The sequence below is a fragment of the Denitratisoma oestradiolicum genome (genome assembly GCF_902813185.1).
Taxonomy (GTDB): Bacteria; Pseudomonadota; Gammaproteobacteria; order Burkholderiales; family Rhodocyclaceae; genus Denitratisoma; species Denitratisoma oestradiolicum.
Window position 1 is genome coordinate 1,349,779 of the sequence record NZ_LR778301.1, and the last position, 12,315, is coordinate 1,362,093.

The following is a 12,315-nucleotide window of genomic DNA, read 5'->3' on the forward strand; positions in this document are numbered from 1 at the left end:
CCCCGCACGGCCGCCCGAAGGGGCGTGTTACACATTTCGGAGCCGCAGCGCGGCGGACCGTCGTCACCCCCTCCCTCGGGGAGGGGGGTGGGGGGAGGGTAGTTCAGTGAGCTTGCGCCTGTTGTCCTGTGTTGCTGTCATCTTGCTGGCCGCCTGCGCCAGCCACGAGCCGGTGCCGGTGGAAGACCGGACTGCCGCCATCGCGTCCGCCGCGACACCTGCCCGCGCTGCCGTCGACCCCGTTGTTGTGCCGCCGGGTTACTACCTGGTGAAAAAGGGTGACACCCTCTACGGTATCGCCCTGGATCATGGGCATTCCTATCGGGATCTGGCGGCCTGGAACAATCTGGAAGATCCCAACCGCATTCTGGTGGGCCAGCAATTGCGAGTTGCCTCCCCCGATAGCGCCGACCCCGTGGTGGAAGTGCGGCCAGTGACGGGGCCGGTGGCGGTGGAGTCCCGTCCCGTGGTCACGGCGGCAGCGGCGGTGGTGGAGGACAGCCTGGTGCGGGAACCCAAGGGTGGCAAGCAACCCTATTCCGAAGAAGTCCTTGCCCGGCTGCGCCAGCCGGAACCCATGCAGCGTGTGGCGGTGGTCCCGGCACCCGCCGAGAAGGCCATCGAAAAACCAGCCGTCGCCGTCAATGAGGAGACGGTCTGGGCCTGGCCGTCTGCCGGCAAGCTGCTGGCTGGTTTCAGCGAGGGCAGCAATAAAGGCGTGGACCTGGCCGGCAAACCAGGGGATCCGGTGCTGGCGGCGGGGTCCGGTAAAGTGGTGTACGCCGGTACGGGCTTGCGGGGTTACGGCAAGCTGGTGATCGTCAAGCATGACGCCACTTTCCTCTCCGCCTATGCCCATAACAGCCAGATACTGGTCAAGGAGGGGCAGAGTGTAACGCGGGGACAAAAAATCGCCGAGGTGGGCAGCAGCGACGCCGACCAGCCCAAGCTGCATTTCGAGATCCGACGCCAGGGCAAGCCGGTGGATCCGACCCAGTATTTACCCAAGCGCTGACCCGGGAGACAAAGTGACCGACGAGCCGTTGCCAGGAGACGAAGAGGAAGCCGCTGAAGTCGTTGGGAGCGGCGAGGTCGACGTGGTTGCCGCCGCGCAGGAACCTCACGACTTCCTCGACGACATCACTCAGCTCTACCTTAATGAAATCGGCGCCCATTCCCTGCTCAAGGCAGACCAGGAGCGGGCCTTGGCACGGGCTGTGCAGGCCGGGGACTTCGCCGCTCGCCAGCGCATGATCGAGTCCAACCTGCGTCTGGTGGTCAGCATCGCCCGCCATTACCAGAACCGGGGTCTGCCCTTCGACGACCTGATCGAGGAAGGCAACCTGGGCCTGATCCATGCGCTGGAGAAGTTCGATCCGGAGCGGGGCTTCCGCTTTTCCACCTATGCCACCTGGTGGATACGGCAGAACATCGAGCGGGCCATCATGAATCAGTCCCGCACCATCCGCCTGCCGGTGCATGTGGTGAAGGAACTGAACCAGGTGTTGCGCACCCTGCGGCAACTGGACGCCAAGGATGGTTCGGTGCATCACGGGCCGGAGGACGTGGCCATGCTGCTGGGCCGGCCGGTGGAGGAAGTGCGCCATATCCTGTCGTTGCCGGAGCGCACGGCCTCCCTGGACGCACCCCTGGATATCGATCCGGACCTGACCATCGGCGATGCGGTCGCCGACGAAAACGAACTGGGGCCGGAACTGCTGCTGGCCCAGCAGGAGGTCGAGGGCCTGATGGAGGGCTGGATCGAGGAACTCTCGGAACGCCAGCGCATGGTCATCGAGCGGCGCTATGGTCTCAACGGCCAGGAACTATCCACCCTAGAGAATATCGCCCTGGAAATGGGGGTGACCCGAGAACGGGTGCGCCAGATCCAGATGGAGGCCCTGCAAAGCCTGCGCCGCCGGCTAACGCGGGACGGTGTTGGCCGCGACGCGTTGCTCTGAACTCATTACCTGGCGCAGGGCAGCGGCCAGGTCGGCCACCACCGTGGCGTAGAAGCTGCTGCGGTTGTAACGGGTAATCACGAAGAAATTCTGGTAGCCCAGGCGGTATTCCGTTTCGGCCTGGGGCGTCACATAATCAATAAGGGCCGCCGGGGCTTCGGGCGCCCCTTCCACCTCCACGCCATAGTCGGACATCTCCCGGGGAAGGCGCCGGGGCGTGATGCCTTCCGCCAGCAATTCGGTGGCCCGCTCGCTGCGCACCGCAGCCGGCGTCAGAATCGGGCCGCCCCGCTGCCAGCCATGTTCAGACAGGAAGCGACCGACACTGCCGATGGCGTCGGCGCTGCTGCCCCGCAGGTCCACTGCTCCGTCCCGATCGAAATCCACCGCAAAGCGGCGCTGGCTGCTGGGCAGGAACTGGGGCATGCCCAGGGCGCCGGCATAGGAGCCGTGATAGGCCAGGGGTGAATGGCCCTCTTCCCGGGCCAGCAGCAGCAGGGCTTCCAGCTCACGGCGGAACAACTCGGCCCGGGGGGGGTAGTCGAAAGCCAGGTTGCTCAGGGCCGAGAAGGTCTCGAAGCGGCCCATGTGGCGCCCGTAAATGGTTTCCACGCCGATGATGGCGACGATGATCTCGGGCGGCACGCCATAGAGCGTTTCCGCCCGCAACAAAGCGTCCTGGTGCTGACCCCAGAACTTGATGCCGGCGGCGATGCGCCGGGGTTCCACGAACCGGCCCCGATAGGCCTGCCAGGAACGGATGCCTGGATCCCGGGAGGGCTGGATGGCCTTGAGCACGGCCGGCAGGGGACGAACCTTGTGAAACAGTATGAGCAATTCTGTGGCGTCGAAATCATGGCGTCGGGAAATATCGGCGATGAAATCGCGAACATCTTCGCGCCGGGCGTAGTCGCTGGCGAGGGCTGAGCAGGGCAGCAGGTTGGCAGCCAGGAAAAACAGTATGTGGGGCAGAAATTTCATGGGGAAAAGCGGACGATGCGGCGCTTGAGGTCGGGCAGGGCGGAGTCGTTACGGACTGTACCGTAGCGCAGGATCTCGTAAAGCTGGCAGATGGCCGTGATTTCGCCGGCCTTCCCGGGTATTGCCGTGACCAGACGCTGACCGTAGTCCCGGGGGCCTTCCCAGGATCGGCGCCCCAGCCCCCGCCCCCGCCGTTCCAGCTTGTTCTCGAAATGGCGCCAGGCGGCCTGTACCGGGTCCAGGCGTTGCCACTGGCGCAGATGCCAGGTGGTAAGCAGCAGCATCAGGATTACACTCAGGGCGGCCAGCAGGGATCCCATGGCGCGCCAGTCGGGGGAGGCCATGCCCAGAATGCGCATCAGCTCGGTCTGGCGCTTGCTGTCGTAACCCAGCACCCACTGGTTCCATCGATTCGACAGGGCTTCCCACTGGTAGCGCATTTGCCTCAGCCATGCCATGTCAGTCTGTCCCAGCAGGGGCCGGGATTCCCCGATGGGCAGGGCAGCAGCCAGATTGCCTTCCACCCGGTTGGGCGCAATGGTGGCGGTAGGGTCCACCCGCTGCCAGCCTTCACCAGACAACCACACCTCAGCCCAGGCGTGGGCGTCGGACTGGCGCACCAGCATAAAACCGTCCACCGGATTGATTTCCCCGCCCTGGTAACCGGTGACCACCCGAGCCGGGATGCCGGCGGCACGCATGACGAACACGAAACTGGCGGCGAAATGTTCACAGAAGCCGCGCCGGGTCTCGAACAGGAATTCGTCCATGCTGTCACGCCCCAGGAGGGGAGGGGCCAGGGTGTAGACGAAGGGCTGCTCCTGGTAATGGGCCAGCATGGCGTTTACCACTTCGCGGTCGTTTCTGGCCCCGGCCCGCAATTCCTGCCCCAGGACGCGGCTGCGGGGATTGAATCCGGCGGGCAGGGCCAGTGCCGCTCGCCGTGTCGATTCGGTTTCCTCCTCTCCGGCCCGTTGCGTCAGGTGAGAGCGCATCGGATAGCGCAGGCGGTTGCGCACCGGCTCCTTGCTGACCAGTTGATACTGACTGGTGATCAAGGCTCCGTCCGGTACCTGGCCGGGCAGCTCCAGAGCGAAGAGCCAGTGACGGTTATGGGCTTCCAGGGTGATTTCATAGTCCAGGGCAGGCCCCATCGGCCTGTAGGGTAGCGTGGCACTGACGGCGGGTGGCGTGATATGCCAGGTCCGTCCATCGAAATATCCCAGCACCGGGCCACGCCAGTAGCGGGCCGACTTGGGCGGCGGGGAGCCTGAAAACTTGGCCCGGAAGGCAATCTCGTCGGACAGGGACAGTTCGCTGATGGCGCCCGGCGACATGCGTTCCGAAAGGCCGGTCAGGCCGCTGTAGGCATCGATCGGCAGGCCCCAGAGGGGGGAGGAGATTCGGGGAAAGAGGACGAACAGCACCACCATGAAGGGGAGGGCCTGGATCAGCAACACGCCGGCCCGGGTAATGATGGGCAGCGGGGTTTCCCTATCGTGGTTGAGGGCGATCATGGCGCCGATCACCACCACCAGGGTGATGATCATGGCGGCGGCGGTGGCGATGCTCTGGCTGTAGAAAAAATGCGCCAGCATCAGGAACAGGGCCAGCAGCAGTATGGCGTAGGCGTCCCGCCGGTTGCGCATCTCGAACAGTTTCAGGGCCAGGAACAAGGTCAGCAGGGCTACCCCTGGCTCCTTGCCGATGATGCTGCGGTAATGGGCGCCGACGCCGATCAGGCCCGTCAGGGCGATCAGATTGAGCAGCCAGGTCGGAGGCAGGGGAAAGCGGCGCCAGAGCAGCCAGGTTCGCCAGGCCAGAGCCAGACCGGCCAGACCCGAGAGCCAGGGGGGCAGATGGAGGCTGAGGGGCAGTCCCACGGCCAGGGCGGCGGCCGCCAGCCACAGGGTCTGGCGTTGGGTAACGGGTGGGGCATGGTGCTCAGTCTTGGCCATGAAGCGCCAGGGCCTGCAGGCAATGATGGTAGTGGGCCTCGCCGCTGGCCGGCGCCAGGGTCCGCCCCGGCAGGCGCAGGCCCCAGATCAGGCCGGCGCCGTGGGCATCGCAGACCCAGCGGGCAAGCAGGGACAGGCGGGCTTCCTCGTCCAGCCCCGGCGGCAGGGCGTCCCAGGCCAGCCAGAGGGTTTCGGTGCTCTCGCCAGCGAACATCTTGGTCAACAGTTCACCGTCCGGATGGCGGGCGGCGGCCTTCCAGGCTACATGCTGAAGGGGATCGGCCGGCTGGTGGCTGCGCAGTCCGGCGAAGTCGTCACTGCCGCCGGCCCGGCGCAGGCCGCCCTGATGGTCGCCGCTGCCCAGGGGCAGGGGCGGGGCCTGCCGGGCCGGTTGGGGGTAGACCAGGCAGGCGAGGGCTGGCGCCGCATAGGCCCAGGCCCGCACCAGCCCCAGGGGGTAGGTGGTTTCCAGGGTGACCCGGGGCAGATTCAGCCAGCCGCGCCGGATGGCGGGCACGGGCAGGCGCGCTTCTGCGCAGTCCTTGCCCGGCACGTCCATGACCAAATGGGCGCCGTTGCCAGCCCAGATTCGCAGGCAGGGGCGTTCGCCGGGACGCGGGTTGTGAAGCACTAGGCCAAAGAGTGCATGCTCGCCGGCGAAGACCGGCTCGGCCCGGCCGGGGGTGATGCGCAACTGGGCCAGATTGCGGAAGGTGGCCAGGATGGTGGCGATGCCCAGGCCCGCCAGCAGGAAGACGAAGGCGTGGCCCAGGCTCAAGCTGTAATTGATGGCGCCCACCAGCATGACCACCAGGCTTCCTGCATAGGCCATGCCGGCCCGCGTGGGCAGGACAAAGACCCGGTGCCGGGTCAGAACGATGGGGACGGCCTCTGGTGCCCGTCCCCGCAGTGCCCAGCGGTAAAAGCTTTGGCGCAGGGTTTCAGCGAGATTCACGGGAGCCGTTGTTAACGTGAAACAGCGAATTGGAACGGCAAATCAAATTTTCGAGCGTAGCGAGCCGGCATCGTCGCCTCCCCCGGAGAGGGGGGCGAAGGCGGGGTTTCGCAAAGCATTGCTTTGCGCCGCCGTAGCCGGCCGGCAGTGCAATGCCGGCCGTGGGCGGCTGGGCGGGGGTGGGCCTTTCTGCCTTTCGCGTGTTTCATGGACCGGGGCGAAAAATCGGCTTCCATGAGCGTCAGGGCAGGGGTACCGACTCGATCAGGCGCCGGGCCACTTCGCTGCTGGCAGGGGCGACGCCGGCACCGATGCTGGGACGCAGACGGTGGCCAGCCACCGCCGGCAGCACGGCCTGGATGTCTTCCGGCAGTACATGGCCTCGGCCCTCCAGCCAGGCCCAGGCCCGGGATGCGGCCAGCAGGCCGAGGGCGGCCCGGGGCGAAAGTCCTGCCTCGAAGTCGGCACTGTGGCGGGTGTGTTCCGCCAGGGCTTGGACATAATCGATCAGGGCCGGCGCGGCATGAATGGCGGCGACTTTCTGCTGCAAGCCTTGCAGAGTTTCGGGCGCCAGCAGGGGCGCGAGGGCCGCCACCATGGTGTGGCGGTCGGCGCCGGCCAGCAGTTCCCGTTCCGCCGCCCGATCCGGATAGCCCAGTTCGATGCGCATCAGGAAACGGTCCAGTTGGGATTCGGGCAGGGGAAAGGTGCCGATCTGATGCATCGGGTTCTGGGTGGCGATGACGAAGAAGGGTTCCGGCAGGGGACGGGTCTGCCCCTCCACCGTGACCTGGCGTTCCTCCATGGCTTCCAGCAGGGCGCTCTGGGCCTTGGGGGTGGCCCGATTCACTTCGTCGGCCAGGATCAGTTGGGCGAAGACCGGTCCCGGATGGAAGCGGAAGGCGCCGGCGTCCCGGTCGAAAACGGAAACCCCCAGAATGTCGGCCGGCAGCAGGTCGCTGGTGAACTGGATGCGCTGGAATTCGAGGCCCAGCAGCCGGGCCAGCCCATGGGCCAGGGTGGTCTTGCCGACACCGGGGATGTCCTCGATCAGCAGGTGGCCACGGGCCAGCAGGCAGGCCAGGGCCAGGCGGATCTGGTGTTGCTTGCCGAGGATGATGCGGCCGGCGGCGGCGAGTACCTGTTGCAGGGAATCAGGCTGGGGTGCAAGCATGGCGCAAGTTGTCTGGGAGATAATGGGAATGTCTTGGACGATTGTATGTCATCCCGTACATGCCTACCGCCTACATCACCCATCGCGATTGCGGGCTCCACAATATGGGCCCCCACCATCCGGAATGTCCGGAACGCCTGGCGGCCATCAACGACCGTCTGATTGCCGCCGGGCTTGATCTCTATCTCCAGCATCACGATGCCCCCCTGGCCGGGATGGAGCATCTGTTGCGTGTTCATCCGCGTCCCTATATCGAGCAGCTCCAGGAGAGTTCGCCCAGCCACGGCATCGTCCATCTGGACCCGGACACGGCCATGAGCCCCGGCACCCTGAATGCGGCCCTGCGGGCTGCCGGCGCCGGGGTGCTGGGGGTGGACCTGGTGATGGCGGGCAAGGTGGCCAGCGCCTTCTGCGCTGTGCGGCCTCCCGGTCACCATGCAGAACGGGCACGAGCCATGGGCTTCTGCTTTTTCAACAATATCGCGGTGGCCGCCTGTCATGCCCTGGAGGCCTGGGGGCTGGAGCGGGTGGCAATCGTGGATTTTGATGTTCATCACGGCAATGGCACCGAGAATGTTTTCGCTGGCGATGAGCGGGTGTTGATGGTGGGCAGCTTCCAGCACCCCTTCTATCCCTATAGCGGTACGGACCATCCTGCGGCCAATATGTGCAACGTGCCCTTGCCGGCCGGGACCCGGGGTGACGTATTTCGAGACATGGTGACTGATCGTTGGCTGCCTCGGCTGAGTTCCTTTTCCCCTCAACTGGTGCTTATCTCAGCCGGTTTTGATGCCCATTATGAGGACGATATGGCTTCCCTGGGCCTGCTGGAGGCTGACTACGCCTGGGTCACGGACCATATCAAGCAGGTGGCACTGGCCCATGCCGGGGGGCGCATTGTCTCCATGCTGGAAGGGGGCTACGCCCTCTCGGCTCTGGGCCGCAGCGTGGCGGCCCACATCAGGACGCTGGCCGGCCTGTAGCCGGGGCGCTTTCGGTTAGAATCACAGGCTCGTTTGTTTGGGCTTCCTTCATGATTACCGGTTCCATCCCCGCCATCGTCACTCCCATGCATGCAGACGGCAGCCTCGACCTGCCCGGTTTCCGGCGCCTGCTCGACTGGCATGTGGCCGAGGGTTCGGATGCCATCGTGGTGGTCGGCACTACGGGTGAGTCGCCAACGGTGGATGTGGAGGAACACTGTCAGATCATCGAAACGGCGGTGAGCCATGTGGCGGGCCGGGTGCCGGTGATTGCCGGCACCGGCGCCAATTCGACCCGGGAGGCCATCGAACTGGGCCAGTTCGCCAAGCGGGCCGGCGCCGATGCCCATCTGTCCGTGGTGCCCTATTACAACAAGCCGTCCCAGGAAGGCCTGTACCAACATTTCAAGGCTATCGCCGAAGCGGTGGATTTGCCCTTGATCCTCTACAACGTGCCCGGCCGCACCGTGGCCGACATGTCCAACGACACCACACTGCGCCTGGCGCAGGTGCCGGGCATCATCGGCGTCAAGGACGCTACTGGCAGCGCCGAGCGGGGCACGGACCTGATCAAGCGGGCACCCCGGGACTTTGCCATCTACAGTGGCGACGACGCCAGTGCCCTGGCCCTGATTCTGTTGGGTGCCCATGGCACCATTTCCGTCACCGCCAACGTGGCGCCCCGCCTGATGCACGAGATGTGCAAGGCGGCCCTGGCCGGGGAACTGCATCGTGCACGGGAATTGAATTTCCGCCTGCTGGGTCTGCACCGGCAGTTGTTTGTCGAAGCCAATCCGATTCCCGTCAAGTGGGCCGTGCAGCAAATGGGCCTGATTGAGGGGGGGCTGCGCCTGCCGCTGACCCCCCTGTCTGCGGAATTTCACGATCGCCTGCGCGCTGCCATGCGCGAGGCGGATATCCAGGTTTGATCACTTAAGGTAAAGACGCATGAAGCCGAAGGCATTGCTGCTGACGCTGTCGCTGGGCCTGTTGTTGTCCGCTTGCAGCACCTCGATCCTGGAATCGAAGAAGGTCGATTACAAGTCTGCGGGCAAGTTGCCGCCCCTGGAAATTCCGCCCGACCTGTCTGCCCCCAGCCGCGATGAGCGTTATGCGGTGCCGGATATCGCCAATCCCAAGGGGTCGGCCAGCTATTCGACCTACTCCGGCGAACGAGGCGGTCAGGTGCGTGCGCCCACCGGCCAGGACGTGCTGCCCAAGTTCGACAATATGCATATCGAGCATGCCGGCACCCAGCGCTGGCTGGTGGTGCCGGGGGCGCCGGACAAGGTCTGGCCCCTGGTGAAGGAGTTCTGGCAGGAAATGGGCTTCATCATCAGCAGTGAGCGGCCCGAGGCCGGTCTGATGGAAACCGACTGGGCGGAAAATCGGGCCAAGCTGCCCCAGGATGTGGTGCGGGGCGTCATTGGCAAGGTGTTCGACGATCTTTATTCCACCGGTGAGCGCGACAAGTATCGCGCCCGGCTTGAACCTGGCGCAGTCGCCGGAACTACCGAAATTTACATCAGCCACCGGGGCATGGTTGAGGTCTATATCAACGAAGCCAAGGAGCAGACCCGTTGGCAGCCTCGTCCTGTGGATACGGAGCTGGAAGCGGAGATGCTGCGACGCCTGATGGTACGGCTGGGGGTCGAGGAGGCTAGAGCCACAACGATGCTGGCGGAAAAGCCCCAGCAGGAGCGAGCCAGGATTGTGTTGCCGAGTGCAGACAATCAGGGGGCGCTGGAGATCAGCGAGCCCTTCGATCGGGCCTGGCGTCGGGTAGGCCTGGCGCTGGATCGGGTCGGCTTCACAGTGGAGGACCGGGATCGCAGCCAGGGTGTCTACTACGTGCGCTACATGGATCCCGAGGCTGATGCCAAGAAGGCGTCAGGGGAACAGGGCGTTCTTTCGAAGCTGATGTTCTGGAAGAGCGACAAGGCCGTGACCATCGACAGTGCCCGCTACAGCATTCATGTCAAGGCCGGTGGCGATGTCACCTCGGTCCAGGTGCTGACTCGGGAAGGCGGCGTGGACAAGTCGGAGACATCGAAAAAGATTCTGAACCTGCTGTATCAGCAGTTGAAATAGCAGTCCGGCGGACCGTCCTCGTTTCTGCGACGGGGACGGAGATGATGAGCATTGCGAAAGCTCTTCAGGCCCCCCAGGCCATAAAAAAAGCCCAGCCATATTGGCTGGGCTTTTTTATGCTGAAGCGCCTAATTACTTCTTGGCGGCGTCGGCAGCGGGAGCAGCAGGAGCAGCAGCTTCAGCGGGGGCAGCGGCGGGAGCAGCAGCCTCAGGCGCGGCGGGAGCAGCGGCGGGAGCGGCGGGAGCAGCAGCGGGAGCCGGCGCGGGAGCGGGAGCTTCTTCTTTCTTGCCACAAGCGGTAACGGCCAGAGCAAGCAGGGCTGCAACGAGGAGAGACTGTTTCATTTGTGTGCCTTTATCGATAGAGTCAAAATAGCCTGATTTTCACCAGACAGCCGGGTTCGAACGCCGACCAGCGCTGGATTCTAGCATGGGGAATTTTGACGTTACCGTATGCTGCATTGGATTTTTTGTGCGAAGTTTCCGCATGATTCATCGAGTGCCTAGAAGAGTTTTGGCTGCTGGGGGACAAGGAGTCCTGTTGCCTGGATGGGTGGTTGATCAGGAGGTGGCGCACGGGTCCTGGCGGTAAAATTGCTGTAATTGTTCATAGACCTCCGGATAGTTGTTCTGGATCATCTTAGGTGTTTCAAAAAATACCTCGCTGAGGACAGCAAAGAACTCCCCCGGATGCTCGGCGCCGTAAGGATCAAGCGCGGTCTGCTCACCTTGCCTGACATCTCGTGAGAAGTCCTGGTAGGCGTTGTTCATGACTAGTTGCCAGTGTTTGCGGGACATGCCGGGATGTAGGGGTGGCATGCCGTTGGCGACGCCGCCATGGAGCATGTCGAGCTTGTGGGCGAATTCGTGAATTACCACATTGATGCCTCGGGGCTGCTCCGTCGCAGGAAACCAGGAGAGCAGGAGCGGCCCGCCCTCCCAGGCTTCGCCAAGAATTGGATCCTCATATTCGTGTACCACGCCGCTCTCATCGATGATGGCACGGGGAATGACGAAGTCTCCCGGATAGATGACGATGCCAATCCAGCCTCGATACCAGTCCAGCCCCAGGTTGAGCACCAGTAGGCAGGCCTGCAGGGCAATGGACAACTGCATCGTCGAATTGAGGGTAAGCCCCTCTGTGGCCGTCCATTGCTTTTGGATGATGAAGGTCCGGGCCAATCTACGCAGACGTATCCGCTCGGATGGTGCGAGACGGGAAAGGCAGGGCAAGGTGGCCTCCACCCTGACCCAGGTCTCCTCGGGGATTGCCAGGCGCTCGGCAGCATTCTTGCCTAGCCTGTCGCGCAGCCATTCAAACATTGGCCACTCCAATGAAAACGGGGGCCAAGGCCCCCGTAACGACATTCAACGGCGAGGGGGTCAGTCAATCTTGGCTTTGGCCCGCAGCTCGCCGATATGGCGTTCCACCACCTGCTGCTGCAGGCGCTGGATGATCTGGGGTTTGGTTTCATCCATGGCAGGCAGCTTCAGCGCCCGGGTTTCCTCAAGCTCTATGACATGCCAGCCAAAATCGGATTTGACTGGGGTCTCGGTGACTTTGCCATTTTCCAGCTTGATGATGGCATCGGCAAAGGGTTTGACGTAGTTCGACGGGATGGACCAGCCCAGTTCGCCGCCCTTTTCCTTGGATCCAGGATCCTTGGACTGCTGGGCCAGGGCCTCGAATTTCTCGCCCTGCTTGAGCTTGGCGATGATCTCCTTGGCCTGGTCTTCCGATTCCACTAGGATATGGCGCACCCGGTATTCGGTGTCACCCAACTGAGCCTTGATGGCATCGTATTCCCGGCTGACGGCTTCGTCGGAGATGGGATTGGCCCGCAGGTAGTCACTGATATAAGCATTGATCAGAACGCCCTGGGCGGCCAGATTGATCTGACCGATGATCTCGGAGCGCTTGTCGACACCTTTCTTGAGGGCTTCCTGAGCCAGAATCTCACGGCGAATGACTTCCTCCCGAACTGCCTGGCGCAGTTCCTCCGACTCGGGGCGTCCCTGGGCCTTTTGTATCGCCAGCAGAAAATCGGCCCGATGTTTCGGTACTGCCTTGCCATTTACGGTGACATAAGGCGCGACGGCTGCGATATCCGCCTTGGGTGCCGTCGTCTTGGCCGGGGTGGCAGCCAGGGCGGATGCGCTCAGGGATGCGGCCAGGGAGATCAGGGATGCCTTCAGCAGGGGGTGTTTCATA

General features: G+C 63.9%; 12 protein-coding genes. 5 read left to right on the plus strand and 7 right to left on the minus strand.

Annotation, left to right across the window (positions count from 1 at the left end):
- The first annotated feature begins 106 nt into the window (after positions 1-106).
- Together DENOEST_RS06160 and rpoS are read left to right on the plus strand one after the other, a co-directional pair.
- Positions 107-1,015 (plus strand): peptidoglycan DD-metalloendopeptidase family protein, encoded by a 909-nt coding sequence (locus DENOEST_RS06160; RefSeq protein ID WP_232096455.1) that lies wholly within the window; start codon positions 107-109, stop codon positions 1,013-1,015.
- Positions 1,016-1,028: 13 nt separating this feature from the next.
- Positions 1,029-1,961, plus strand: a complete 933-nt coding sequence (rpoS, locus tag DENOEST_RS06165; RefSeq protein ID WP_145769590.1) for an RNA polymerase sigma factor RpoS — start codon at positions 1,029-1,031, stop codon at positions 1,959-1,961.
- Here rpoS and mltB read toward each other — a convergent pair.
- From mltB to DENOEST_RS06185, 4 genes are all read right to left on the minus strand, one after another.
- On the minus strand, positions 1,923-2,942 hold the full coding sequence (gene mltB / locus DENOEST_RS06170; RefSeq protein WP_145769591.1) for a lytic murein transglycosylase B: 1,020 nt from the start codon (positions 2,940-2,942) through the stop codon (positions 1,923-1,925). The genes rpoS and mltB overlap by 39 nt on opposite strands.
- Positions 2,939-4,900: a transglutaminase TgpA family protein gene (locus DENOEST_RS06175; protein ID WP_145769592.1), complete on the minus strand. Its 1,962-nt coding sequence runs from the start codon at positions 4,898-4,900 to the stop codon at positions 2,939-2,941. Before DENOEST_RS06175 ends, mltB begins: the two co-directional genes overlap by 4 nt.
- Positions 4,887-5,855 carry a DUF58 domain-containing protein gene (locus DENOEST_RS06180; RefSeq protein ID WP_232096456.1) on the minus strand — a complete coding sequence of 323 codons (969 nt, stop codon included), beginning with the start codon at positions 5,853-5,855 and terminating at the stop codon, positions 4,887-4,889. The genes DENOEST_RS06175 and DENOEST_RS06180 overlap by 14 nt, the downstream gene beginning before the upstream one ends.
- A gap of 241 nt (positions 5,856-6,096) precedes the next feature.
- Positions 6,097-7,029 carry an AAA family ATPase gene (locus DENOEST_RS06185; protein ID WP_145769593.1) on the minus strand — a complete coding sequence of 311 codons (933 nt, stop codon included), beginning with the start codon at positions 7,027-7,029 and terminating at the stop codon, positions 6,097-6,099.
- A 59-nt stretch (positions 7,030-7,088) separates the two neighbouring features.
- Here DENOEST_RS06185 and DENOEST_RS06190 point away from each other — a divergent pair, with 59 nt between their 5' ends.
- The 3 genes from DENOEST_RS06190 to bamC are packed head-to-tail and all read left to right on the plus strand — an operon-like array spanning position 7,089 to position 10,103.
- Positions 7,089-8,012, plus strand: a complete 924-nt coding sequence (locus DENOEST_RS06190) for a histone deacetylase family protein (RefSeq protein ID WP_197970542.1) — start codon at positions 7,089-7,091, stop codon at positions 8,010-8,012.
- 50 nt (positions 8,013-8,062) lie between these two features.
- Positions 8,063-8,941, plus strand: a complete 879-nt coding sequence (gene dapA, locus DENOEST_RS06195; RefSeq protein WP_145769594.1) for a 4-hydroxy-tetrahydrodipicolinate synthase — start codon at positions 8,063-8,065, stop codon at positions 8,939-8,941.
- A 19-nt stretch (positions 8,942-8,960) separates the two neighbouring features.
- Positions 8,961-10,103: an outer membrane protein assembly factor BamC gene (bamC, locus tag DENOEST_RS06200; protein ID WP_145769595.1), complete on the plus strand. Its 1,143-nt coding sequence runs from the start codon at positions 8,961-8,963 to the stop codon at positions 10,101-10,103.
- A gap of 132 nt (positions 10,104-10,235) precedes the next feature.
- Here bamC and DENOEST_RS06205 read toward each other — a convergent pair whose 3' ends face one another.
- The 3 genes from DENOEST_RS06205 to DENOEST_RS06215 form a co-directional block, all read right to left on the minus strand.
- Positions 10,236-10,448, minus strand: coding sequence for a hypothetical protein (locus DENOEST_RS06205; RefSeq protein ID WP_145769596.1), 213 nt, complete (start codon positions 10,446-10,448; stop codon positions 10,236-10,238).
- 216 nt (positions 10,449-10,664) lie between these two features.
- Positions 10,665-11,426, minus strand: coding sequence for a M90 family metallopeptidase (locus DENOEST_RS06210; RefSeq protein ID WP_145769597.1), 762 nt, complete (start codon positions 11,424-11,426; stop codon positions 10,665-10,667).
- A 60-nt stretch (positions 11,427-11,486) separates the two neighbouring features.
- Positions 11,487-12,314 (minus strand): peptidylprolyl isomerase, encoded by an 828-nt coding sequence (locus DENOEST_RS06215; protein ID WP_145769598.1) that lies wholly within the window; start codon positions 12,312-12,314, stop codon positions 11,487-11,489.
- Position 12,315: the final 1 nt, after the last annotated feature.